The organism is Entomomonas moraniae (assembly GCF_003991975.1).
Lineage (GTDB): Bacteria > Pseudomonadota > Gammaproteobacteria > Pseudomonadales > Pseudomonadaceae > Entomomonas > Entomomonas moraniae.
In genome coordinates this window covers 1,042,369-1,065,400 of record NZ_CP029822.1, presented here as the reverse complement: position 1 = coordinate 1,065,400, position 23,032 = coordinate 1,042,369, and the positions used below count along the sequence as shown (strand labels likewise).

Genomic DNA, 23,032 nt, shown 5'->3' with positions numbered 1-23,032 from the left:
TTATAGTTTCAAACAAGATAAAATAAATACTATACTAAAGATGTACAAAAAACAAACTAAATATTAATCAAGATAAGATGCTCATCATTAGTTGGGTGAGATAGGTGAAAGAATTTAAAAATAGCCCAAATCAATTAAAAGGAGTTAAACCATGGTGTTAAAAAGTGTGATTCGTAAAGGGGATAAAACAAGTCATGGGGGTACGGTGACGGAAGGGTTAGATAATCATCCGATCAAAGGGATAGGTATTGCTTGCAAGAGCCATAAAGTAACCTGTCCTAAATGTTTAGGTTCTTACCCCATTGAAGAAGGGGTGATGAATGTGACCATTGAGGGTCTTAATCCCGCGGTTGAAGGAATGAAAACCAAATGTGGAGCCACCTTGATTGCTTCGCAACGAGAATATCAGATTGAGGGTTAGAAAAAAATAATTGCCTAGATAAGGTTATATCGCTAACTATAATAAAATCTCCTTTATTGCAGGAGAATAATGATGGCGACAACACCTTGGAATAAAAACCCTATTATTGGTCAGAAAAAAACTTTACAGATACCCTATATCTGGGGAATACGAATTAGGTTTAGAGCTAGAAGATAAAGCCCGTGACCTAGCACTTTTCAATTTGGCACTGGATGGCAAACTACGGGGTTGTGATCTATTGAAGTTAAAAGTATCCGATGTGACCTACGGGCCAACTATTTTAAGTAGGGCTCATGTATTACATCAAAAGACAGATAGCCCTGTGCAATTAGAATTAACTAAAAGAACAAGAGAGTCAATTGCTGCTTGGATAAAAAGGATAATTTAAGTCATACAGACTACCTCTTTAAATCTAAGCTTATTTTTACAATATAAGCTTCCATTACGTACAGAGAATATCAAAGTATGTAGCTAATACTTTGATAGCCAATTTTATACTCCCAATTTTTTTTGTTATAACAAGAATTAAAAATACAGCAGTTAAAGAAGGGTTTTTGTTGGTATTTTTTTTTAGATGAATTAAGGAATGTGACTACTCCTTATAAGGTAGACAAAAAAACGTATACAATTGTCTGTTTTATAGTCATTTTGATCTAAGGCAAATTCATAATAAAAGCAGGACTTATATTATTAAAAAATATTTCTCAAAAATAAGCTATAATTACAAGCTATAGATAATAAATATATAAATCTCTTTTGAGGTGAGGGTGTGTTGAGTTACTCATTTGATATTCTTGATTGGTATGGGGTGGCGCCGGGATTGTGTAGTTCTGACCTCTGGCAACAATGGTCCTCTAGCCAAAATTATAACTGGAATATGCAACAAAAAGTGGTTTTTAAAAAGATTCCTATGATGGTTGCTAGGCGAATGAGTTCATCAAGCAAGATGGCGTTAGAAACTGCTTTGCAATTATTAGAGAAACATACAGATATTGATGCAGCTGTCTTTGTGAGTAGACATGGTGAGCTTGATCGCACTTATCATATTATCAAAGATTTGGTGAGTCAAAAGGATCCCTCTCCAACAAGCTTTACGATGTCAGTCCATAATACATCCGCAGGACTTTTTACGATTGAAGCAAAAAAAAATATTCCAGTCTCTTCCTTATCTGCTGGGGCTGATAGTTTTCAGCAAGGATTATTAGAGGTTCAAGCTATGCTTCACTCAGGTAAGAATAAAGTTTTACTCATTGATTTTGATGGAAACGTTCCCGCGGCTTATCGAAGTAGACTGCTTTTTTATCAAGATGGGCTTGTCTATGCTTTAGGGATGGTAATAGTGAAAGGTAATAGTTGTATTTGTCAGCAGCAAATAAAACCTGATAGTTCCGTTGTAGAGTCCTTACCTCAATCATTGATATTTTTGAAGCATTATCTATTAAAAAAGAAAAGCTTTAATGTGGTTGGTTGTAGGACTCAATGGCAGTGGTCGTTAAATAATGAAGTATAGTTTTTTATTCCTGAATCGATTCTGGCGCCTGTTAATGACAGGTTTTTCGTTTTGTGTTTTTGGTCTAGGTGCTTTATTGTTATCAACCTTCTTTTTTAATTTATTAAACTGCGTTATTCGGGATGATAAAAAGCGCCATGAGTTAACGCAAAAATCTATACGTTATAGTTTTAAGCTATTTTTGCTTTTAACAAAAATAACAGGTGTACTTGATTATCAGATTTCTAATGTAGAGAAGTTGAGTGAGGATGATGGATGCCTTGTCGTTGCTAATCATCCTAATTTATTGGACTATGTTTTAATCACTTCTGTTATGCCAAAGTGTACCTGTATTGTGAAAAATACATTATTAAATAATTTTTTTATGAAAGGTGTTATAAAGGCCGCTGGATATATTCCTAATAATGATCCTGAACAATTATTAAAAGATTGCCATCATTGTTTAGTAAAAGGGGATATGATTTTAGTTTTCCCCGAAGGAACAAGGACTGTAGAGGGAGAACCCTTTAAATTACAACGAGGTGCCGCAAACATAGCAATACGCTCTAGGGCTGATATACGAATTGTATCTATTTTTTGCAGTGAGGTCTTTTTAACAAAAAATAAAAAGTGGTATCATGTCCCATTACGTAAGCCTGTATTTAATATTGAGGTTGGGCGTAAGCTTTCGATTAACTCTTTTATACATGAAGATGGGGCATCGTTAGCTATTGATGTTAGGAAGTTAACAGGTTATTTGACGGGATTATTAGATCCAAATGCAGAGAAGTAATAATGCAAATATTATCAGCTGAAATAAAGCAACTTATTATTCATACCCTCAATTTAGAAGATTTAACACCTGAACAAATAGACGATCATGCGCCTTTATTTAATGAGGGGTTGGGCTTGGACTCTATTGATGCTTTGGAGCTTGGGCTTGCATTAAAGTCGAAGTATAACATTGTTTTATCACCGGAGAGTGAGGATACTAAAAAGCATTTTTACTCTATTGCAAGTTTAGTCGATTTTGTTAATAGTCAGGTTGTAGCAAGAGGATAATCATGGAAAGGCAGCAGATTTTTAATGAAATAAAATCAGCAATGGTAACGCTTTTTGAAGTGCCTGAGTCGGTGATTACTCACGAGGCAAGACTGTTTGAGGATCTTGAGTTGGACAGTATTGATGCGATTGACTTAATTGTTCATGTACAAAAAGTGATTAAAAAGAAAGTAAATCCTGAAGATTTTAAATCGGTGCGTACAATTGGTGATATAGAAGAAGTTATTTATCGACTAGTCAATAATAAATAATTTGTCGGTATAAAATAACATGAAGTTTACTGCTGATGTATCAAAAAAGCCTAATTTTTTAGGCATTTTTTTTGGTGTATTATTAATTTTTTATCCATTAGTTGTTTATTTAGGGTTGCAATATGCGGGCATTCAATTCATTGCCCCTGTCCTTATCGTTTTTTTTAGCATTCGTTTCTTTTTAGTCAATTTCAAGTCTAGTTATTTTTTATGGTGCCTTAAATTAGGTGCCTTTTTAGGGATTTTTTTAGCTGCCTTAAGTTGGTTATTGAAAGAGAATCATTGGGTTTTATATTATCCTGTTTGTATTAACTTGTTACTTTTAGTGGTATTTGTTTATAGTTTATTCAACCCACCAAGTGTTGTAGAGCAGTTAGCTAGAGTAACTGAACCTGAGTTACCAGAAAAAGGAGTTTCTTATTGTCGAATGGTGACTAAGGTGTGGTGTGTCTTTTTTGTATTAAATGGCACTGTTTCTATGATAACGTGCTTAGTTAATAATATGATGTATTGGACGCTTTATAATGGATTAATTAGTTATTTATTAATGGGAACATTGATGTGTAGCGAATGGTTAGTTCGCCAAAAAGTGCGTAAGAGGCATATGCCATGACACTTGCATTGAGTATTGACTCTGTTTTAAATGAGTCCCGTGATCCTACGACGATTATTGCCTGGAGTAGTAGCCAAGCTTTCACATTATATCAGTTTAGACATGCTGTCTTAGCACTTATTCATCAGTTGAGTGCACTACCGGGTAATCGTTGTGCATTATATTTTGAAGATAGTTACTTTTTTGCTGTCGCTTTGTTTGCTTCTTTGTACAGTGGGAAAACACCTATTTTATTAGGTCATTTAAAGTCTAAAAAGCTAGCGGAGCAAGTACATACCTTTGATATTGTTTTAACGGATATATCCGCCATTAGCACAACAAAACCTGTGATTCAGGTCCATCAAAGTATGTCTAAAGAGGTAGTTAATTTACCAATATTGGCAAAGGATTTGTCATTAATATTATTTACCTCTGGTTCAACAGGTATACCAAAGCCGATTTGTAAGCCTATAACACTGTTGGAGAAAGAGGTTCATTTATTAATTGAGCATCTTTTAGCTGATCAGTTAATTGAACTTGTAATAGCAACCGTTAGCCATCAGCATTTATATGGCTTAACATTTAAAGTATTATTACCTTTACTGTCAGGTATCCCATTTGAGTCAAAGAAGGTTCAGTATCATGAACAGCTTTGTCTTTATCCAGAAGGTGCCCTTTTGGTGGCGAGCCCCGCTTTTTTAAAGCGTTTGGATAGTAATTTGCCAAGTAAGGCTTTTGCTATGATTTTATCTGGTGGAGGCCCATTAACTTACGATGAAGCTCAACACGTTAAACATTGTCTCGTTAATCTCCCACTGGAGATCTACGGCTCAAGTGAAACAGGTGTGATTGCCTCTCGCAGGCAATGTTATAAAAATCAGCCATGGTTAAACTTTCCACCAATTAAGATTGTCCCGACTTCTGATGGTGCGGTAGTCTATAGCCCGCTATGTAGCGTGTTGCCTGTTGTGCTGTCTGATACGGTTGAGTTATTAGATAATGGTTTTCATTTGCTAGGGAGAAAGGATCGAGTCATAAAAATCGAGGAGAAAAGAGTTTCCCTCTCTGAGGTTGAGGAACGATTAAAAGCATTACCTAATGTAGTTGATGCCGCTGTAATAGTATTGGATCAATCGAGTAGCTTTATACTCGGAGCTTGTCTTGTACTATCCGTAGATGGACAGTCAGAGTTATCTGACTTAGGTCGGTATGCTCTGTTTCAGTGTTGGCGTCAAACTTTAAAAGAGGTGCTTGAGTTTGTAGCTATTCCAAAAAAATGGAGAGTAATTAATGAATTGCCTTATAATGAAAGAGGTAAGATATGCTATGATGAATTAGAGAGGTTATTTAAATGATGTTACCGGTTTTTTTGAATCCTCCTGCTATTAGTAAATATTCTTTACAGTTATCTTTTACATTATCAAAAGATTTATTTTGGTTTGCTGGGCATTTCCCTGAGCAAGCTATTTTCCCCGGTGTTGCCCAGATCGACTGGGTAATGCATTATGCTCAAACGTATTTTAATATAACAGCTTTTGGCGGCATAGATGTTGTTAAGTTTCAAAGCCCACTATGCCCAGAAGATGATGTTGTATTAACAATAGATTGGTTGTTCGAAAAAAATAAGCTCAAATTTGAATATGCAAAAAGCAATAAAATAGCAAGTACTGGGCAAATTAACTTATGAATCAGCATGTTGAACCAATAGTCTCTTTATGTGTTTTAATCCCTTGCTTTAATCATGGCAGCTTGATAGAGCAAGTGATTAGTGGGCTATCAGTTTATCAGCTTCCCTGTATTATTGTTGATGATGGGAGTGACGATGAGACTAAACAGGTATTAACGAAATTAATAGAAATTAATCATTGGTTAACGTTAATTACCTTGCCTCATAATAGTGGTAAAGGTGGGGCAGTGATCGAGGGCTTTAAGGAGGCTTTTAAGCAAGGCTATAGCCATTGTTTGCAAATTGATGCGGATGCTCAACATAATATTGATGATATTCCACAGCTTATTGCTAACGCACATAAGTATCCACAAACATTGATTTCGGGACAACCTATTTATGATGAAACCGTGCCAAAGTCACGGTTATACTCACGCTATATTACTCATGTTTGGGTTTGGATTGAAACTTTAAGTTTCACGATAAAGGATTCAATGTGTGGCTTTAGAGTTTATCCCTTAGCAGCGGTTATGCCATTGCTACAAAAGAAATCACTTGGCCAATATATGGATTTTGATATAGACATTATGGTACGTCTTTACTGGGAAGGTACCGAGTGTTATTTTTTTCCTACAAAAGTTGTGTATCCTAAAGATGGTGTCTCACACTTTTCTGTGTGGAAAGATAATTTAAGAATTTCTTGGATGCATACACGGTTATTTTTTGGTATGTTTCCTCATGTGCCCGCATTGCTTAAACGCCACTTTAAAAAGGACACACATTGGTCTGAAGTTATTGAGCGTAAGGGGCTATGGGGGATGCGTTTTTTATTGTCCGTCTATCGGTTATTTGGTCGTAGATTGTGTTATATACTTCTTTATCCAATAGCTAGCTATTTTTGGTTAACAGGTAAAAAACAACGTGAAGCGTCCCAACAATATTTAGCCCTATTACGAGGTTATGCAAGCGAAAAAGGGCTTGTTTTACCGCACCTGAATAGTTATAAACATTTTTTACGCTTTGCCCAAGCGAGTTTAGATAAGGTAGCTGCTTGGCTCAATCAGATACCTGCTGAGCAGATTAACTTTCCAAATAAATCCCATTGCCTAGATTTAGTTAAACAAAAACAGGGTTGCTTGCTATTAGTATCTCATTTAGGCGATATTGAAGTGTGTCGAGCATTAGCAGAGTTGTCCGATCATGTCATCATCAATGCTTTTGTATTTACTAAACATGCATTGCGTTTTAACCAACTTGTAAAAGAAATAAACCCGAAGTCTACAATTAATTTAATACAGGTGGATGAAGTGGGTATGGATACCACTATACTGCTTGAGGAAAAACTTAAAGCTGGCGAATGGGTTGCTATTGTTGGTGATAGAACACCGGTGACGACATATCATAGAGATACTATGCAAAGTAGAGTGTGGGTTAGTTTTTTAGGTAAAAAAGCACCTTTTCCAAAAGGGCCTTTTACTTTGGCATTACTTCTAAAATACCCTGTTTATTTAATGTTTTGCTTGAAGAAACAAGAACAGTTTTATATCGATTTTAAAGAATTTAATGTTCCACAATCAATTAAGAGAAATGAGAGACCGCATCAGATAGCCATGTTAGCACAGAGATATGCAGACGAATTGGCCAATCATTGTATAGAGGCTCCATTAGACTGGTTTAATTTTTATAACTTTTGGCAAGATAATGGTTTGGAAAAGTTATCAAAGGATTAACAATGCAACCAAAAGAAAATGTAATACACAATGAAACGATTGCGCTTACCGTACCTTTCCATGATACGGATGCGATGGGGGTTGTATGGCATGGTAATTATTTTCGGTATTTTGAAATTGCACGTGAAGCACTATTACGAAAAGTTAATTACAGTTATGAGCAAATGAAGATGTCTGGTTATGCTTGGCCGGTTGTTGATGCTCGTGCAAAATACATTGCTCCAGTTATTGTTGAGCAAAGAATTAATATTACAGCTACGATTACTGAGTACGAAAATAGACTACGCATCGATTATAAAATTGTAGATAGTTTAACGAATAAGAAATTAACAACAGGTTATACCATACAGGTGGCGGTTAATATGCATAAACAAGAAATGTGCTTTGTGTGTCCATCTATTTTATGGAAAAAATTAGGGGTCATATCATGAGAATATGGTGGATTAGCGTTGTAATTGTATTATTTTCATCTACTAGTTGGGGCATTACAATAGATGAGTTAGCTACCCAGTTCGCAAAGCAGCCACTGGTAAGGGCTGACTTTAAGCAAGCAAGGCAAATTAAAGGTATCGCTAAGCCTTTAAATGCTAAAGGTTCAATGATTTTTGCTAGACAACAGGGTTTATATTGGCATCAACAACAACCGTTTAATTTGGTTTTAGTGTTAACACAAAATAAAATGACACAAATAGTTAATGGTGAGGAAGCTCAAGTTATTACTGAAGAAAGTAATCCTCAAATGTTTCAATTTAATAATTTACTAACCGCTATTTTAAATCTTGATAAAAAAGTATTGGCGCGTAGTTTTAGCTCTGATATAAAAGGGGATGAGAAAGGCTGGGTGCTAACCTTAAAACCTATTGCAAGTCCAATAAACAAGATTTTTAATGCCATTACCTTATCGGGTAATGAGTTTGTCGAGCAAGTTGTGCTTGATGATAAACAAGGTGATAAAACAACGATTAATTTTTTTAATCAAACCACTGAGCCAAAGCTTAATCAGATGGAGTTGAATCATTTTGTTCCCTAAATGGCATCGTGCTTTAGCCCTTATTTGGTTGCTAGCTACAGTTTTATTAATTGTATTACTAGTTCGCGTATTGGCGACAGCACACGTTAATAATAATATTATGTCGTTGCTACCAAGTGACAAAATAGAGGGGATACCCATTGACTTAACCGCTGATTTTAATAAACGGTTAAGTAAGCAAATGGTTTGGCTAATTAGCCCCGCTGATGAAGAAAGCCTAGCACCCCTACAGTTTTTCTTAAAAAAGGTAGCAGCGTTGCCTGAAGTTGAAAGTACCTTCACGCCAATAGATGAGGTTAAACAACAAGAGTGGGGGCAGTTTTTTTATAAATATCGCTCCGCCTTGATGGATGAAACAACAAGGGCGAGACTCGAAGTGTCGGCTGATGTACAAACACAATGGATTTTAGCGCAATTGTATTCACCTTTTGCAGGCGTTAGTACAAAAGAACTGACCAATGACCCCTTATTATTAATACGTTCAACACAGCTTAACCAGAAAACAGGAAGTAATAATTTTAACCTAAAGGATGGTTGGCTTACGGTAGCGGATGCCTCTGGACGAGTTTGGTATTTTCTCTATGCTGAGCTATCGGATAATGCGCTTGCTTTAAAAAACTCCCATGACAATGTAGAAAAATTTCAAGCAATCCAGCACGAACTGCAAAGACAATGGCCTAATACTTTAATATTGCAGCGTAGCATGCTTTATTATAACGATTATGCAAGCCAACAAGCACAACAAGATATTATTAATATAGGTGCTGTCTCTATTGTTGGAATTATCTTGTTAACACTGGCTTTCTTCCGATCTATTAAGCCTATTTTATTGATTACGTTGGCTGCATTAATAGGTGTTTTGTGGGGGATAGCCTTTGTATTAATGGTTTTTGGACAAATCCATGTTCTTACATTGGTAATGAGTAGTACAGTTATTTGTTTAACCATTGACTATGCACTCTTTTACTTAACCACAAGATTGCTAGAGAGTGAGCAGATTGATCGACTAGCTATTTTCTTTAAATTGTTACCCACTTTATCTTTAGCCGTTATTGCCAGTAGTATTGCCTATTCTCTCTCTATCTTAATGCCTTTCCCTGGTCTAAGACAGTTAGCTGTATTTGCAGTGGTTGGTTTGTTAACGGCATTTATTACAGTCATTATCTGGTTTCCCTACCTTACTAAACGTTTTAAAACTCGTACAGTCAATATTTCTTTCGCTACTGCATGGTTAACGCTATGGCATAAAAATAATTATATTCGGGTAGGGCTGCCGATTGTACTACTTGGTATGAGTCTTTTTGGTTTAAGCAGGCTAACAATAGACGATGATATTAAACAGTTGCAAGCGCTTCCCATACATTTACAAGCACAAGATAATAAAATAGCTAGCCTAACAAAGCAGAATGCTGATCAAAAGTGGTTTGTTATTTATGGTGAAACAGGAGAGCAAGCATTACAGTCTTTACAAGTATTAAAGCCAGCACTTGCTAAACTACAAAAAGAACAACAAATTAGTAGCTATAGACTGCTTCCATTGCCCTCTATACAGCACCAAAAAGAAAATATCGCACTATTGAAAAACTTAACAGTTCCAGTGGTAGAGAAACTTAAAAATGAGGGGATAGAGCATTTATCAACTGAAGTGGCAACGGATATATTAACACCTGAGATGTGGTTGTCGAGTGTAGTGAGCGAAGGGTGGCGTTTATTATGGTTTGAAAATAAGCGTGGACAGACTGTCATTTTAGTTCCTGTCGCAGGTGTTAAAGAGGCTAGACCTCTGCTTGAATTAACCAAAAAAATTCCTAATGTTTATTGGATGGATAAGCATTCAGAGTATAATGCACTCTTTGCAACATACCGTTATTATTTAAGTTGGTTATTGGTGACGGCTTTGTTTGTCATTAGCGGTTTATTTTTAGTACGTTTCGGTTGGCGGCAAGGAGTACGTTGTATTATCCCTACATGGTTGTCTCTCTTAGTCGGTATTGCCATACTTGGTATAATAGGCATTCCACTAAATTTATTTTCTTCACTTGCTCTGGCATTAGTATTAGGCGTTGGTATTGATTACACACTTTTTTTTGCTAATGCAAGAACAGCTCCTCCCGTTTCATTTATTGCAATTTGCCTTGCTGCGTTAATTACCTTGCTAACATTCGGCTTGTTGGCGTTAAGCCATACTCAGGCCATTGTTGATTTTGGACTGGTGTTAAGCACAGGAATACTGACTGCTTTTTTATTATCACCACTTGCTATTGTGAAAGATAAGGTAAATTAAAAGTGAACAAGCTTATTATTTTATTAGTTTGTATTTTATTATCTGGCTGTGCTTCTAATTCTCAAACATTGACAAGTGCATGGTTGAAAAAGGATGTTAAAGTACGACTACCTGCTGTTACTTTGTCCCATGATATAAATAAACAGCAATTATTAACTGCAAAGGTGGGAAATAAAACGGGGAGTCTTATAACGTTATTAGAAGTTAAAGATGGACGGGTTGTCTTAATGGGATTGTCAACCATGGGGATTAGACTATTTGAAGCAACCTATGATGGACAAAGTATACAGGTAGAAAAATATATAACGTTACTTGATCTCCCTCCTGCGAATCAAGTGCTTGCTGATATTATGCTCAGTTATTGGCCTGTTAAAGCTTGGCAAAACTTATTACCCAATGAATGGCAACTTCTTGATAAAGGTAATAAGCGTTTACTTATAGATGATAACCAACAAGTCATTAGTGAGATTACTTATAAGCAATCATCGGGTGAAAGAGAGCCAATAACGATAAAAAACAATTATTTTAATTACTTCATCAGTATTCAAGACATGGAGGAGTAAAATGGTTTATATCGCAGCAGTTGCTATGATCAATGCGTTAGGTAATTCTTTAGATGAGATTGCAACGAATCTAGTTATTGGAAAAACAGGGCTTACACCTAATAATAGTTGGTTATTACATGACAAACAAACCTATGTAGGGAAAGTAAAAAGAGAACCGCCTAATATTCCCGAGGTATATAAAGAGCATAATACCCGTAATAATAGACTTTTATTTGCGGCGCTATCGCAAATAATATCTGAGCTAGAGTACACTATTAAGAAATATGGTAATGACCGAGTGGCTATTATTATGGGGAGCAGTACCTCAGGTATTTATGAGGGAGAGCTTGCTATTTCAAAATATGAGCAACAAGGAGTGTTGCCCGAAAACTACTCTTATCAGCAGCAAGAAATGGGTGATTCAGGCCTATTTCTTGCTAACTATTTGGGTACATATGGGCCTTGCTATACCGTATCGACAGCTTGTACTTCTAGTGCAAGGGCAATTATTTCAGGTAAAAGGCTTATCGAGTCGGGGATGGTTGATGCTGCCCTAGTGGGGGGAGCAGATACACTTTGTCAATTATCTCTTAATGGTTTTGCTAGTTTAGAGCAAATCTCAGAAAAGTTATGCCAACCTTTTGCAAAAGAACGAGTAGGCATTAATATTGGTGAGGCAGCAGGGCTTATGTTATTGACAAAAGAACCTGCCGAGCTGGCCTTGCTTGGTGTTGGTGAATCTTCCGATGCTTGGCATATGTCGGCCCCTCATCCTGAAGGGACTCCTGCACAGATGGCAATCAAAATGGCGTTATCTGAGGCTAATATACAGCCACACCAAGTAGGCTATATCAATATGCATGGTACAGCAACAGCGCTTAATGATCAGATGGAGGCAAAAGCTATTCATGGAGTGTTTGGCAGTGACTCGCCACTTTGTAGTTCAACAAAGCATCTGACTGGGCATACATTGGGTGCGGCAGCTATTACTGAGGCTGCATTGGCTTGGCTTATTATTACTCGTTCTTTAACACTACCTTGGCAAAATTTTACTCATGCAACTATAGACGGCTCATTAGCCAAATTTAACTTATTAAAAGAACCTATGCAGCTTTTAAAACATCCCATTATCTTATCCAATTCCTTTGCTTTTGGTGGTAATAATACCAGTATTTTGTTAGGAAAAGTCCAGTGATGCATTTTGAACCGGTGGTTAACTATTTGCCTCATGACCCACCTATGATTTTAATTGATCAGATTATTGATGTAACGGATAAAGAGGCCATCTGTCAGGTTGCTGTGGATTCTAATGGGGTATTAGCTCCTTTTTTAAATAAAAAAAATGAGTTACCCGCTTGGTTTGCTTTAGAAATGATGGCGCAAACAATTGGTGTTTGGCAAGGATGGTATGCTAAAAAAACACAAAAAGATATACATTTAGGGCTATTGTTAGGTGGTCGCGGGTTTAAAACAGCAATGCCTAGCTATCCCCTTAATACAATACTCACCATTCATGTAACACTTTTATTATTAGATACGAAATTAGCTAGTTTTGATTGTAGGCTAATAGTTAATGATAAAGAAATGGCAACAGCTAGGTTAAATGTTTATCAGCCAGATGACGTAGAGTTAAAGCAGTTTATGGGAAAAGATTAATATGCGAACAGTATTAGTAACAGGCGCAAGTAAAGGAATTGGTAAAGCAATAGCCATCAAGTTAGCTGCTGATGGCTTCAATGTTGTTGTGCATTACTTAAGTGATGAGCAGGGGGCTCAGAATACATTGGATCAGATTGTTACTGCTGGCGGCTCTGGGCGATTAATCCATTTTGATATTGCTGATACAGTGCAGTGTAAAGCAATGCTTGAGCAAGATATTGAAGCTCATGGTGCTTATTATGGCGTGGTAAATAATGCGGGCATTATTAAAGATGGTGCTTTCCCTGCGTTATCGGAAACTGATTGGCAAGAGGTTATTCACACTAATTTAGATAGTTTTTATAATGTCATTCAACCATGTGTCATGCCTATGATAGGGTTACGTTGCGGAGGGCGCATCATTACATTATCTTCTGTTTCAGGTTTAATGGGAAATAGGGGGCAAGTTAATTATAGTGCGGCTAAAGCAGGCATTATTGGGGCAACTAAAGCATTAGCGATTGAGCTAGCTAAACGCAAAATTACAGTGAATTGCATCGCTCCAGGGTTAATTGAAACAAGTATTCTTGATATAGAACCTGTTGCTTTGGACGAAGCAATGAAAATGATACCATTAAAACGAATGGGAACACCCGAAGAAGTTGCTGGGCTTGCTAGTTATCTCATGTCTGATGTTGCAGCTTATGTTACCCGACAAGTTATTTCTATCAATGGGGGCATGGTATGACTAGGCGTGTTGTTGTAACAGGAATGTCTGGGATAACAGCCCTAGGTAATAGTTGGGAGGCTATTTTACCCCATTTAAAAGCTAAGCATAATGCTATTGTAAATATTCCTGAATGGGCTGATTTTCAAGGTTTACATACAAACTTAGCAGCACCAATCAAAAACTTCTCCTTACCTGAACATTACACACGAAAAAGAACAAGAGGTATGGGGCGCGTTTCGCTGATGGCAGTGAGGGCAACGGAGCTTGCTTTAATGCAGGCGGGGCTGTTAGACGATGTTATATTAAATAGTGGCAAAGTTGGCGTGGCTTATGGTTCATCCACAGGAAGTACGGATGCAACAAAAGATTTTGTAAGTATGTTACAAGAAAAGAATACTTATGGCATTACTGCAACAACCTATATTCAAATGATGCCTCATACGGCCGCAGTGAATATTGGACTGTTCTTTGGGCTAACTGGCCGTATTATACCAACCTCTACGGCTTGTACTTCTGGTAGTCAAGCCATTGGTTATGCTTACGAAAGTATAAAGCATGGTTATCAGACCATCATGGTGGCTGGTGGTGGGGAGGAGTTATGTCCCTCTGAGGTTGCTGTGTTCGACACATTATTTGCAACAAGCCAAAAAAATGATACCCCGAAACTGACGCCGCGACCCTTTGATAAAGATAGAGATGGACTTGTTATAGGCGAGGGGGCTGTTACACTTATTCTGGAAGAGTTTGAACACGCTAAAGCCAGAAATGCAACAATCTATGCTGAAATCGTAGGCTTTTTTACTAATTGCGATGCTACCCACATTACACAACCGAAAGCAGAAACAATGCAAGTGTGTATGGAGCAAGCATTAAAGCAGGCCTCATTAACACCCGAAATGATTGGATATATAAGTGCTCATGGCACAGCAACAGATAAAGGTGATATTGCAGAAACTAATGCGACGTCTGCCATCTTTGGTAAAAATGTACCGATTTCAACGCTAAAAAGTTATTATGGACATACGCTAGGTGCATGTGGCGCATTAGAGGCATGGCTTAGTATCGAAATGATGAATAAACAGTGGTTTGCGCCCACCATTAATTTAGAAAATATTGATCCACTTTGTGGTGAATTAGATTATATTATGGCGGAAGGGCGTGCATTAGATATTGGCTATCTACAATCAAATAACTTTGCCTTTGGTGGCATCAACACCTCTTTAGTTTTTAAGCGTTGTTGATTTAATTATTAAAAATTATTGTGTTAGCTTAATTTTTTCTGGGCGATAAAAATAGCTATAAGCTAAGTCATGATCTTATGGTATATTGAGGTGTACTCCCATCTATTAAGAGTATACTTATTTATAAATAGCAATAGTCGGTATTTACGGCATGTGTTTTAGTCCTAAATATTCTATTTTAGGTTGATAGTCATTGTTAAAATAATGGCATATTTTTCAAAAGAATTATTAAAATAAACTGCGAATAAAAAAAGAAATACTGTTCTGTAGATGAAGTGAACGTCTACAAAGTATTACAGTTAATATCATAAAAAAAATAAAATTAAAAAGAGGTTATCATGGAGAATTATGATTTTATTGTCGTTGGTGCGGGTTCTGCTGGCTGTGTTATTGCAACAAAAATCATTGAGCAAACAAATGCTACTGTTTTACTAATTGAGGCAGGTCATAAAGACACTAACCCATTTATACATATGCCGGCAGGTATTCCCTATGTCATGCAAAGCAGTGTTTGGAATTACCAAACAGAGCCAGAGCCGTATGCTAATAATCGACGTATTCCTGTACCACAAGGTAAAGTATTGGGAGGGAGTAGCTCTGTTAATGGCATGATATATGTTCGTGGTAACCCTCAAGATTATGACTGTTGGGAAAAAGATTACGGTTGTGAGGGGTGGGGGTACAACGATGTTCTGCCTTACTTTATTACATCTGAGAATAATGAAAGCCTTGCAGGTAAATATCATGGAAATGATGGACATTTATGGGTGAGCGAAAATAGATACCGCCATCCATTAAGTATGGCTTACATTCGTTCAGCACAAGAGTTGGGTTTTCCTTATGTGACAGATTTTAATGGTGAAGAGCAAGCGGGAATAGGCTTTTACCAAACAACAACTCATTTAGGTAAGAGAGCGAGTGCCGCCTATTCTTATTTAAACAGAGTTTTGAATAATGAACGTTTAACTGTAGTAACAGATGCCTTAACAGAACAGGTTATTATTGAAAATAAAAAAGCTGTAGCTGTGCAATACAGGCATAGAAAAGGTACAGAAACAGCAAGAGCAAAAAGCGAAGTTATTGTGACAGCGGGTGCATTGGGAACTCCTAAATTACTGATGTTATCAGGCATTGGCCCTAAAAAACATTTAGAGGATATGGGGGTGGCGCTCAAGGTAGATAATCCTCAAGTTGGTAAAAATTTTCATGATCATTTACATTTGTCATTAAATGCATTAACACCTGATATGCCAAATTTAATGAAAGAAGCGGAAGGATTAAAGAAAATATCCAATGGCATTGAGTGGATGCTTTATAAAGCGGGTGTTGTGACATCAAATATTCTAGAGTCTGGCGGTTTTTTTGACTTGGATGGTGACGGCAGACCTGAAACACAAATTCACGCACTGCCAGTGATTGATAATTTTGATAATTTAGATTCTCGCAAAGAAGTATCAGGTGATGGCATCACATTAAAAGTAGGACATGTACAACCCAAATCGCGTGGAGAAGTTTTATTACGTAGTAAAGATCCGGCTGATTTGCCTATGATCAAGGGAAATTACTTGGCTGATCCTGACGATGTTGCTGCCCAATTAAGGGCCGTTAAATTTGGCTTGAAATTTTTCGAAGCACCATCACTGAAGAAAATTATTTCAAAAGTGATTGCACCTGATTCTAGTTATGATACCGATGAGAAGTTGGAAGATTTTATCAGACAATATGCTAAAACGGTATTTCACCCTGTTGGTACTTGTCGTATGGGAGGTTCTCCTGAAAATTCAGCCATTGATATACAATTAAAAGTAAGAAATGTTGAGCACTTAAGGGTGGCTGACAGCTCTGCTTTACCTTGTATTTCGAGCGCAAATACAAATGCACCTGTGATTATGCTTGCTGAAAAAGCTGCCGATTTGATTATCAATGATTATAGACAATTAAAATAAGAGGTAAGGAAGATGAGTGAGATTAAATTACTTGCTGAAGTGTCTGCATTTATTAAAAATCGTTATGCCCATTATATTGATGGCAAGTTTTACACAGAGGGCAAGCAAACGATTACGGTGATAAACCCAGCAACCGAAGAAATTATAACAACTATTGCAGCGGCAGATCAAACAGAAGTAAATCAAGCCGTTGAAGCGGCTTACAATGCTTTTCAAATAACTTGGCGAAATGTTACGCCAGAAGGGCGTCAGAATTATTTACTTAAGTTGGCTGATGCATTAACCAATCATAAAGAAGAGTTAGCTCAGATAGACACTCTTTGTACCGGTAAGCTTATAGGTGTGGCGCGCTTTGAAATTGAGCAAAGTTGCTCATTCTTACGCTATTATGCAGGTTGGGCTACAAAAATTTCAGGAGAAACCATAAGCCAAACATCTCAACCATCAATGAGTGGTGAGGGCTATACTGGATTTACACGTCGTGAGCCAATAGGTGTTGTTGGGGCAATTGTTCCCTGGAACTTTTCCGTAATGATAACTGTATGGAAGTTAGCAGCGGCATTAGCCTGTGGTTGTACATTTATTGTTAAGCCTAGTGAGTTCACCCCGCTTTCTTTATTACTTGTGGCTAAAATTGCTCACGAAGAGGTGGGAATTCCTGCTGGAGTCATCAATGTTATCAATGGATTTGGTCATATAGGGCAAGCTTTAATTGATCATCCTAAAGTTGCTAAAATCAGTTTTACAGGTTCTATGGCAACAGGGGCTAAGATCGGAGAGGCTTGTGTAAAAAATAATATCAAGCGCTTTACTCTTGAGTTGGGTGGTAAAAATGCTGCAGGCTTTCTGGCTGATGTTGATATAGATAAGGCTGTTCAAGGTATTATTGAAGCGGGGCTTGGTCATCAAGGACAGATTTGTGCATCTGCTGAGCGGTTTTATGTGCATGAATCTATTATAGACCAAGTGATTGAGAAATTAGTCGTTGCATTGAAAGCGATTAAGATCGGTTCGCCTTTAAACACCAACAATCAATTTGGCCCTCTTTCGAATAAACCTCATTTTGAAAAGATTTTATCTTTCTTTGATAAAGCAAGGCAAGAGGGCGATGAAATTGTTTATGGTGGTAAGGCTGTTGAGGGAAAGGGATATTATATTTATCCCACGGTGATTCGTGCTAAAAGTGAAGACAGCGCGCTGATGCAAGAGGAGACATTTGGTCCAGTATTAAGCTTTTTCCCTTTTAAAACGGAAGAAGAGCTAGTTCATTTAATGAACGATACACCTTACGGTTTAACAGCAAGTATTTGGACAAATAACCTAAGTAAAGCTATTCGATTAGTCGAAGAGATCGAGGCAGGAACAGTATGGGTTAACATGCATATTGCATTAGACCCCTCTATTTCGTTTGGAGGAGCAAAAGGATCGGGTATGGGGCGTGAGTTTGGTAGTGAGTTCATCCACGCTTATACTGAATTAAAAGCTGTAATGATTCGTTATTAGTCAATATAAGAAATATGGGTTACGGTTAGTAACCCATATCATTTTTTATACCATTATATTCTAGGGTTACAAAAATAATTTCTCTAATACAATAACCTGCTAATATTTATAAAAAAGTATGACGGCTGATACTAATATTCCAAATATCATTATAGGTCAAGATTATGATAGCCGCTATAAAGACGCGGATATTCATTATGAAGCATTAGGTAATTTAGCTGATTTTTTTGGTCGAACTATGAAAATGCATCGCCATGATCGTTATTATCAAGTTCATTATGTCAAAACGGGTACTTCATATATTTGTTTAGGTGAGCATCAGTACCAATTAGAAGCACCATTGTTTTTTATAACCCCGCCTATTATTCCCCATGCATTTGTTACTGATGAAGAAAGTGATGGTCATGTTTTGACTATTCGACAACAATTTATTTGGTCATTGTTGGATGAGCTTCCTGAATTAAAGTCTCAATTAAAGACAATGTCTATTTGTGTTTCGATTAAAGATCTACCAAAGGTATTGCAGCAAGAGGCACAACACTTAACTTATTTATTGGATAAGTTAAGAGAAGAAACTCATACCGCAAATAATGGCTTTTTAGTTGCTCAGCAAAGTTTAGTTCGGTTGATTTTCATTAGTTTATTGCGCTTGGCAGGCAATATTAAAATACAAAATCATGAACCATTACATCATCAAGCATTTTATATTTTTAGACAATTTAATGAACTAGTTGAGTTTTCTTATAAAGACCATTTACCATTAAAATACTATGCTCAACAATTGATAATTACAGAAGCTAAGTTAAATGATGCTTGTCGGCAAATTGCTAATATATCACCTAAACAAATTATTATTGATCGGTTGATGCAAGAGGCTAAGTATTTATTATTATTCTCATCAAACAGCGTTAGGGATATAGGTTATCAGCTTGGTTTTGATGATCCTGCCTATTTTACACGTTTCTTTACGAGAGAATCTAAAATGACGCCTAAAATGTATCGTCAAACCATTGCAGATAAACCCTATATCTCCTATTTTGTTAGATAGTTAAGCCTCATTAATAATTTGATCTAAATTATTATAAATATTGGGTTTTAGCCTTTTGATAATGAGTGAATAAATAAAACCACCAACCGCTGTGCCAAAAACAAAAAGAGGAATAAGGAATATAAATTTTGAGTGTACACCACTTAATATATCAAGGTTAACAACAACTATACCAATAAAAACTGCCATAATAATTGCTGAAAGTAGAGGTGCATAAAAAACTTTCCACTGCGCGATATTTAAATCTTTTCTATTCTTAAAATATAAAATAACAGCCACTGAAACCAGTGTCTGTAATAGTAAAATAGACATTGTTGTAATGGCAGAGCCCCATGTAAAAATAGCGGTTAGAGGGTTTTGCTTTGTGACCACTAATATTGCAATAATGACCATCATTGTAATGGTTTGACAGATGCTGGAGAAATAAGGTGTTCCTTTGGTTGCATGCAAAACAGCTAAGCGTTTCCAAAATAAACCATCACGTGATATATAGTAAAAGTAGCGAGTGATGTTATTATGGAATGATTGTGTAGCAGCAAATAAGCTAGTAATGAGTAGAATATTGATAGCCAATACACTCCATTTTCCAAGAGCAGCTTGTGCTAAATTAAACACAAAAAGCTCTGGAGATTTCGCAACCGCTGCTTGTACATCCTTTACACCATAAGCTTGTATTAGACCCCAACTACAGAATGCAAAGAATGCAGTGATAATTACAACAGCTAGTATGGTAGCTAAAGGGATATTCCTTTCGGGATTACGGCATTCTTCAGAGTAAATAGCTGTAGCTTCAAAGCCAATAAATCCTGCAACAGCAAAAACCAAAGCAATACCTACGTTACCATGAAATACGACACCAAGGGTAAAGGGGGTAAAATCTAAACTAGCTGTTTGAGCTTGGTGATAGGCGGTGATAAAAGAAATAATCAGTGCGATGGCTAATTCAATTATCATCAACACACCTAATACCTTACCTCCGATCTCTACACGTTCTATGCCTAATAGACAAACAATGACTAGCATAACTAGGGTATATAGCCACCAAGGTAAATCGATATTAAAATAATCATGAAAAAGTATCTGAGTGAATAGTCCAAAAATTGCAGCAATAGCGATTTGAATAGAAACATAAGCTAAAATAGCAATACCAAGACCACTTATCCCGAGGTTATTACCCAATCCCGCTGATATATAAGCATAAAAAGCCCCCGAGTTTTTAACATGTCGACTCATGGTAATAAAGCCTATGGAAAAGAGTAATAACACCACGCCAGATAAAATGTAGATCCCTGGAACACCGCCTCCATTACCTTCTAAAATAGCAATCGGCATTCCACCAACAAGACCTGTAAGCGGTGAGGCAGCAGCGACTACAAAAAAAACTAAGGCAGGCAAACCAATACTATTTTTATTTAAATGAGCCGTATCACCCATGATTAACTCCTATTTTATTATTTTTACTCGTTTATTATTTTTAGTTATGAGTTAATAAAATAGGGAGTTTAGTGGTTAAAAAATAGAAGAAATCGGTCATACCAAAATTTAACTATTTTGGTATGATTTTATTTAGCGTATAGCCATTAAAAATTTTTTTGGTGAGACTGCTGCAAATTTTTTAAACTCTCGCAAGAAATGGGATTGATCAGCATAGCCTAAGTCAATGGCCAACTCTGTTAGTGTGACACTATCATTATACAGTAGCTTTAACAGTGCATTTTGAAAACGTAAGGTTAAGCAATAAAATTTAGGGGATATACCAAATTGATCGGTAAATGTTTTATAAATATAGCGTGTTGAAAATCCAGTGAGGCTCTCTATATCAGCAATTCGGATATCACCGTTATTGCTTAAAATAAGTTGGTTAATTTGTTTACATAGTCCAGATAACTCACTGGTTAATAAGTGTTCTTGATAATGAGTAATAAAAATATTGATTTGCTCATCAAATGAGTGAGCTTGGGCAATTTTATCAATCACAATAGCAGCGGAAGGATCAACCTCTGTTAGATTAAACTCACTGTCTATCAGTTCTTTTGTCTGTGCTTGTGAGAACTTTGGTGTATACCCCGGTGCGAATCGAATACCAAAATAATGTTTGTTTTTTTGCACTTCAACGAGTTTAGCAGAAAGTGTACAGCCACATATTCGGGCATTAGGATTATCTTTATCGCATAGAAATATAATATCAACACAAGCATCGGGTACTGCAAAAGTATGGCCTTCTGAGTTGTCTGCTTGAAATGTATAGAAATGTGAAATGACAGGGATGTTAGAGCGTTTCTCTTGATAACTTGAGTGAGAGCTCAACATAAAATAAGGTTGTATATTTTTTACATCCACTACTTTATTTAAAAGAATAATACCCATATTGCCGCCTTATTATTTTTATTTGTAGTCGTATAATTAGTTTTATTTTAAGAATAAATAAGCAAATCACTTATGGATGAGTACGGATTTATTCTATTTTTATATTAGCATGATAAATAGAATTATCTACATTAAAAAATAAAAATAAGTTGCAAAATATAATTATAAGGATTACAAAAATGCTAGAAGTTGAAACCCCTACCTATTACACGGCGACAAAGAAATATGATTTAAGCTTCCCATCACTTGAAGCAGATATCGAGGCAGATATTGTTGTTATCGGTGGTGGTTTTTCTGGCATTAATACTGCTCTAGAATTAGCCGAACAAGGATTTAGTAATATTGTCGTCCTAGAGGCTAAATACTTAGGCTATGGTGGTACTGGTCGTAATGGTGGGCAAATTATGGCTGGAATAGGCCATGATTTGGAGGCAATTAAGAAAGATATTGGGGATGAAGGGTTAAGGACGATTTTTGCCATTAGTGACCAAGGCTCAAAGATCATACAAGATCGTATAAAAAAATATGACATTAAAGCAGACTTCTGCCATGGGTATGGTTATTTAGGCTTTAATGAAAGACAAACAAAAACACTTCGTTCTTGGGAAAATGAGTTTAAATCGCTAGATAAAACCAATGATATTTATTTATTAACAGGCCCTGATGTCAACAAGGTGATTGGTTCAGATGCCTATAAAAGTGCGTTAGTTCATATGGGGGCAGGGCATGTTCACTCACTTAATTTATTATTGGGTGAGGCGAAAGCTTTAAGCTCTTTAGGTGCAAGAATTTATGAGTATAGTCCTGCCTTAGAGGTGAGTTATGGTGAAACGGTTCATGTAAGAACGGCTAAGGGCAGCGTTAAAGCAAAGAAGATGTTGTGGGCATGCGATGGCTTCTTAAATAAAATGGAACCCTCTTTAGATAAAAAAACGATCAATACCTATGCTTTCCAATTAATGACTGAGCCTTTATCTGATGAATTAATTGAACGCATTAGTCCGATTAGAGGGGCTTACAGTGATATTAGACCCATCATTGATTATTACCGTGTGACCAAAGAAAACCGTCTGCTATTTGGTAGCGCTACCCGCTATGTGGAGCATATTCCTCTCGATCTAAAACACTATAATCGACAATTAATGCTACAGATATTCCCTTATTTAAAAGATGTTAATATTGATTTGGCATGGGGTGGACCTATGGCTTGTAGTGCAAATCTCTTCCCACAAATTGGGAGTTTAATTAATCATCCTAATGTGTTTTATGTTCAGGGGTATTCAGGGTTTGGTGTTACCCCAAGCCACATTATTTGTAAAGTGCTAGCAGCCGGTATTGCTGAGCAGTCAAATTATTACAATTATTATAAGTTAATCAGCCGAATTCACCATCGAGATATTGTCGGTAAACATGCATTTCGTCCTAGCATTTTAACAGTTGCCAAATGTTGGCATCAGTTATCAGGTTTTTGGACGGGACGTCGCTAAGT

Annotated in this window: 24 protein-coding genes; 22 read left to right on the top strand and 2 right to left on the bottom strand. The window is 36.6% G+C overall.

Annotation, left to right across the window (positions count from 1 at the left end):
- Positions 1 to 151: 151 nt before the first annotated feature.
- The 21 genes from DM558_RS05030 to hpaA all read left to right on the top strand — a co-directional run bounded on the left by DM558_RS05030 (position 152) and on the right by hpaA (position 19,176).
- Positions 152 to 421, top strand: coding sequence for a PAAR domain-containing protein (locus DM558_RS05030; protein ID WP_127162358.1), 270 nt, complete (start codon positions 152 to 154; stop codon positions 419 to 421).
- 106 nt (positions 422 to 527) lie between these two features.
- Positions 528 to 809 (top strand): site-specific integrase, encoded by a 282-nt coding sequence (locus tag DM558_RS05025; protein WP_228411823.1) that lies wholly within the window; start codon positions 528 to 530, stop codon positions 807 to 809.
- Positions 810 to 1,193: 384 nt separating this feature from the next.
- Entirely contained in the window at positions 1,194 to 1,931 is a 738-nt protein-coding gene (locus DM558_RS05020; protein ID WP_164731251.1) for a beta-ketoacyl synthase chain length factor, read from the top strand.
- Between the two features lie 34 nt (positions 1,932 to 1,965).
- A complete protein-coding gene (locus tag DM558_RS05015; protein ID WP_228411822.1) occupies positions 1,966 to 2,703 on the top strand; it encodes a lysophospholipid acyltransferase family protein in 738 nt (245 codons plus the stop codon).
- Positions 2,704 to 2,705: 2 nt separating this feature from the next.
- On the top strand, positions 2,706 to 2,972 hold the full coding sequence (locus tag DM558_RS05010) for a phosphopantetheine-binding protein (RefSeq protein WP_127162352.1): 267 nt from the start codon (positions 2,706 to 2,708) through the stop codon (positions 2,970 to 2,972).
- Complete coding sequence (locus tag DM558_RS05005) at positions 2,972 to 3,223, top strand: acyl carrier protein (protein ID WP_228411847.1); 252 nt, start codon at positions 2,972 to 2,974, stop codon at positions 3,221 to 3,223. The genes DM558_RS05010 and DM558_RS05005 overlap by 1 nt, the downstream gene beginning before the upstream one ends.
- Positions 3,224 to 3,242: 19 nt before the next feature.
- Complete coding sequence (locus DM558_RS05000; RefSeq protein WP_127162348.1) at positions 3,243 to 3,836, top strand: COG4648 family protein; 594 nt, start codon at positions 3,243 to 3,245, stop codon at positions 3,834 to 3,836.
- Positions 3,833 to 5,170, top strand: coding sequence for an AMP-binding protein (locus DM558_RS04995; protein WP_127162346.1), 1,338 nt, complete (start codon positions 3,833 to 3,835; stop codon positions 5,168 to 5,170). The genes DM558_RS05000 and DM558_RS04995 overlap by 4 nt, the downstream gene beginning before the upstream one ends.
- A complete protein-coding gene (locus DM558_RS04990; protein WP_109702865.1) occupies positions 5,167 to 5,502 on the top strand; it encodes an ApeI family dehydratase in 336 nt (111 codons plus the stop codon). The genes DM558_RS04995 and DM558_RS04990 overlap by 4 nt, the downstream gene beginning before the upstream one ends.
- Entirely contained in the window at positions 5,499 to 7,211 is a 1,713-nt protein-coding gene (locus DM558_RS04985; protein ID WP_127162344.1) for a glycosyltransferase family 2 protein, read from the top strand. The genes DM558_RS04990 and DM558_RS04985 overlap by 4 nt, the downstream gene beginning before the upstream one ends.
- Positions 7,212 to 7,213: 2 nt before the next feature.
- Complete coding sequence (locus DM558_RS04980) at positions 7,214 to 7,642, top strand: acyl-CoA thioesterase (RefSeq protein ID WP_127162342.1); 429 nt, start codon at positions 7,214 to 7,216, stop codon at positions 7,640 to 7,642.
- Positions 7,639 to 8,241, top strand: coding sequence for an outer membrane lipoprotein carrier protein LolA (locus DM558_RS04975; protein ID WP_164731250.1), 603 nt, complete (start codon positions 7,639 to 7,641; stop codon positions 8,239 to 8,241). The genes DM558_RS04980 and DM558_RS04975 overlap by 4 nt, the downstream gene beginning before the upstream one ends.
- Positions 8,231 to 10,525 (top strand): MMPL family transporter, encoded by a 2,295-nt coding sequence (locus DM558_RS04970; RefSeq protein ID WP_127162338.1) that lies wholly within the window; start codon positions 8,231 to 8,233, stop codon positions 10,523 to 10,525. The genes DM558_RS04975 and DM558_RS04970 overlap by 11 nt, the downstream gene beginning before the upstream one ends.
- Before the next feature lie 2 nt (positions 10,526 to 10,527).
- Positions 10,528 to 11,088, top strand: coding sequence for a DUF3261 domain-containing protein (locus DM558_RS04965; protein WP_228411821.1), 561 nt, complete (start codon positions 10,528 to 10,530; stop codon positions 11,086 to 11,088).
- A 1-nt stretch (position 11,089) separates the two neighbouring features.
- Positions 11,090 to 12,265 (top strand): beta-ketoacyl-[acyl-carrier-protein] synthase family protein, encoded by a 1,176-nt coding sequence (locus DM558_RS04960; RefSeq protein WP_127162336.1) that lies wholly within the window; start codon positions 11,090 to 11,092, stop codon positions 12,263 to 12,265.
- Positions 12,265 to 12,726: an ApeP family dehydratase gene (locus DM558_RS04955; RefSeq protein ID WP_127162334.1), complete on the top strand. Its 462-nt coding sequence runs from the start codon at positions 12,265 to 12,267 to the stop codon at positions 12,724 to 12,726. The genes DM558_RS04960 and DM558_RS04955 overlap by 1 nt, the downstream gene beginning before the upstream one ends.
- Before the next feature lies 1 nt (position 12,727).
- Positions 12,728 to 13,456 (top strand): 3-ketoacyl-ACP reductase FabG2, encoded by a 729-nt coding sequence (locus tag DM558_RS04950; RefSeq protein WP_127162332.1) that lies wholly within the window; start codon positions 12,728 to 12,730, stop codon positions 13,454 to 13,456.
- The gene (locus DM558_RS04945; protein WP_127162330.1) at positions 13,453 to 14,679 is read left to right on the top strand and encodes a beta-ketoacyl-ACP synthase; all 1,227 of its coding nucleotides are present in this window, start codon (positions 13,453 to 13,455) and stop codon (positions 14,677 to 14,679) included. Before DM558_RS04950 ends, DM558_RS04945 begins: the two co-directional genes overlap by 4 nt.
- A 338-nt stretch (positions 14,680 to 15,017) precedes the next feature.
- On the top strand, positions 15,018 to 16,625 hold the full coding sequence (locus DM558_RS04940; protein ID WP_228411820.1) for a GMC family oxidoreductase: 1,608 nt from the start codon (positions 15,018 to 15,020) through the stop codon (positions 16,623 to 16,625).
- 12 nt (positions 16,626 to 16,637) lie between these two features.
- The gene (locus tag DM558_RS04935) at positions 16,638 to 18,128 is read left to right on the top strand and encodes an aldehyde dehydrogenase family protein (RefSeq protein ID WP_127162326.1); all 1,491 of its coding nucleotides are present in this window, start codon (positions 16,638 to 16,640) and stop codon (positions 18,126 to 18,128) included.
- Positions 18,129 to 18,246: 118 nt separating this feature from the next.
- Complete coding sequence (gene hpaA, locus DM558_RS04930) at positions 18,247 to 19,176, top strand: 4-hydroxyphenylacetate catabolism regulatory protein HpaA (RefSeq protein ID WP_127162324.1); 930 nt, start codon at positions 18,247 to 18,249, stop codon at positions 19,174 to 19,176.
- Here hpaA and DM558_RS04925 read toward each other — a convergent pair whose 3' ends face one another.
- The gene (locus DM558_RS04925; RefSeq protein WP_127162322.1) at positions 19,177 to 20,610 is read right to left on the bottom strand and encodes an APC family permease; all 1,434 of its coding nucleotides are present in this window, start codon (positions 20,608 to 20,610) and stop codon (positions 19,177 to 19,179) included.
- A gap of 132 nt (positions 20,611 to 20,742) precedes the next feature.
- Positions 20,743 to 21,543 (bottom strand): AraC family transcriptional regulator, encoded by an 801-nt coding sequence (locus tag DM558_RS04920; RefSeq protein WP_109702854.1) that lies wholly within the window; start codon positions 21,541 to 21,543, stop codon positions 20,743 to 20,745.
- Between the two features lie 179 nt (positions 21,544 to 21,722).
- On the opposite strand from DM558_RS04920, the gene DM558_RS04915 reads away from it, so the two are divergent.
- Complete coding sequence (locus DM558_RS04915; RefSeq protein ID WP_127162320.1) at positions 21,723 to 23,030, top strand: NAD(P)/FAD-dependent oxidoreductase; 1,308 nt, start codon at positions 21,723 to 21,725, stop codon at positions 23,028 to 23,030.
- Positions 23,031 to 23,032 lie beyond the last annotated feature (2 nt).

Excerpts from the sequence above, each read along its gene's own strand:
- DM558_RS05030 (WP_127162358.1), top strand. The coding sequence starts at position 152 with ATGGTGTTAAAAAGTGTGATTCGTAAAGGGGATAAAACAAGTCATGGG.
- DM558_RS05015 (WP_228411822.1), top strand. The coding sequence starts at position 1,966 with ATGACAGGTTTTTCGTTTTGTGTTTTTGGTCTAGGTGCTTTATTGTTA.
- DM558_RS05010 (WP_127162352.1), top strand. The coding sequence starts at position 2,706 with ATGCAAATATTATCAGCTGAAATAAAGCAACTTATTATTCATACCCTC.
- DM558_RS05000 (WP_127162348.1), top strand. The coding sequence starts at position 3,243 with ATGAAGTTTACTGCTGATGTATCAAAAAAGCCTAATTTTTTAGGCATT.
- DM558_RS04995 (WP_127162346.1), top strand. The coding sequence starts at position 3,833 with ATGACACTTGCATTGAGTATTGACTCTGTTTTAAATGAGTCCCGTGAT.
- DM558_RS04990 (WP_109702865.1), top strand. The coding sequence starts at position 5,167 with ATGATGTTACCGGTTTTTTTGAATCCTCCTGCTATTAGTAAATATTCT.
- DM558_RS04985 (WP_127162344.1), top strand. The coding sequence starts at position 5,499 with ATGAATCAGCATGTTGAACCAATAGTCTCTTTATGTGTTTTAATCCCT.
- DM558_RS04980 (WP_127162342.1), top strand. The coding sequence starts at position 7,214 with ATGCAACCAAAAGAAAATGTAATACACAATGAAACGATTGCGCTTACC.
- DM558_RS04975 (WP_164731250.1), top strand. The coding sequence starts at position 7,639 with ATGAGAATATGGTGGATTAGCGTTGTAATTGTATTATTTTCATCTACT.
- DM558_RS04960 (WP_127162336.1), top strand. The coding sequence starts at position 11,090 with ATGGTTTATATCGCAGCAGTTGCTATGATCAATGCGTTAGGTAATTCT.
- DM558_RS04955 (WP_127162334.1), top strand. The coding sequence starts at position 12,265 with ATGCATTTTGAACCGGTGGTTAACTATTTGCCTCATGACCCACCTATG.
- DM558_RS04950 (WP_127162332.1), top strand. The coding sequence starts at position 12,728 with ATGCGAACAGTATTAGTAACAGGCGCAAGTAAAGGAATTGGTAAAGCA.
- DM558_RS04945 (WP_127162330.1), top strand. The coding sequence starts at position 13,453 with ATGACTAGGCGTGTTGTTGTAACAGGAATGTCTGGGATAACAGCCCTA.
- DM558_RS04940 (WP_228411820.1), top strand. The coding sequence starts at position 15,018 with ATGGAGAATTATGATTTTATTGTCGTTGGTGCGGGTTCTGCTGGCTGT.
- DM558_RS04935 (WP_127162326.1), top strand. The coding sequence starts at position 16,638 with ATGAGTGAGATTAAATTACTTGCTGAAGTGTCTGCATTTATTAAAAAT.
- hpaA (WP_127162324.1), top strand. The coding sequence starts at position 18,247 with ATGACGGCTGATACTAATATTCCAAATATCATTATAGGTCAAGATTAT.
- DM558_RS04925 (WP_127162322.1), bottom strand. The coding sequence starts at position 20,610 with ATGGGTGATACGGCTCATTTAAATAAAAATAGTATTGGTTTGCCTGCC.
- DM558_RS04920 (WP_109702854.1), bottom strand. The coding sequence starts at position 21,543 with ATGGGTATTATTCTTTTAAATAAAGTAGTGGATGTAAAAAATATACAA.
- DM558_RS04915 (WP_127162320.1), top strand. The coding sequence starts at position 21,723 with ATGCTAGAAGTTGAAACCCCTACCTATTACACGGCGACAAAGAAATAT.